A 250-nucleotide genomic window follows, 5' to 3' on the forward strand; every position below is an offset into this window, starting at 1 on the left:
AAGCGCCGCATCTTGACTATGTTCCTCTGAATAATTCGTCAATCTCTCCCCTTCCTACCGCGTATTTCTTTACCGCTTGATCTCTTCGTGCTGCTCCTCTTTCATCCGCTCCTCCGCTGTGGGCATTGTGATAGTATGCTGCGATCTTGTCCCGAGCGATTTCTTCATCGTCTCAATCTCCACATCTAAATTAAGTACATCATCAGATAGTACCTGCATCAATTCCTCTTCCAACGCGACGATAATATCA

General features: G+C 46.0%; 1 protein-coding gene. It reads right to left on the reverse strand.

From position 1 onward, the window contains the following. Positions 1-69 precede the first annotated feature (69 nt). The coding region (locus LKX83_RS32720; protein ID WP_370639182.1) for a hypothetical protein at positions 70-250 on the reverse strand (181 nt) is incomplete at its 5' end.

Source organism: Cohnella baijiui (assembly GCF_020731285.1).
Taxonomy (GTDB): Bacteria; Bacillota; Bacilli; order Paenibacillales; family Paenibacillaceae; genus Cohnella.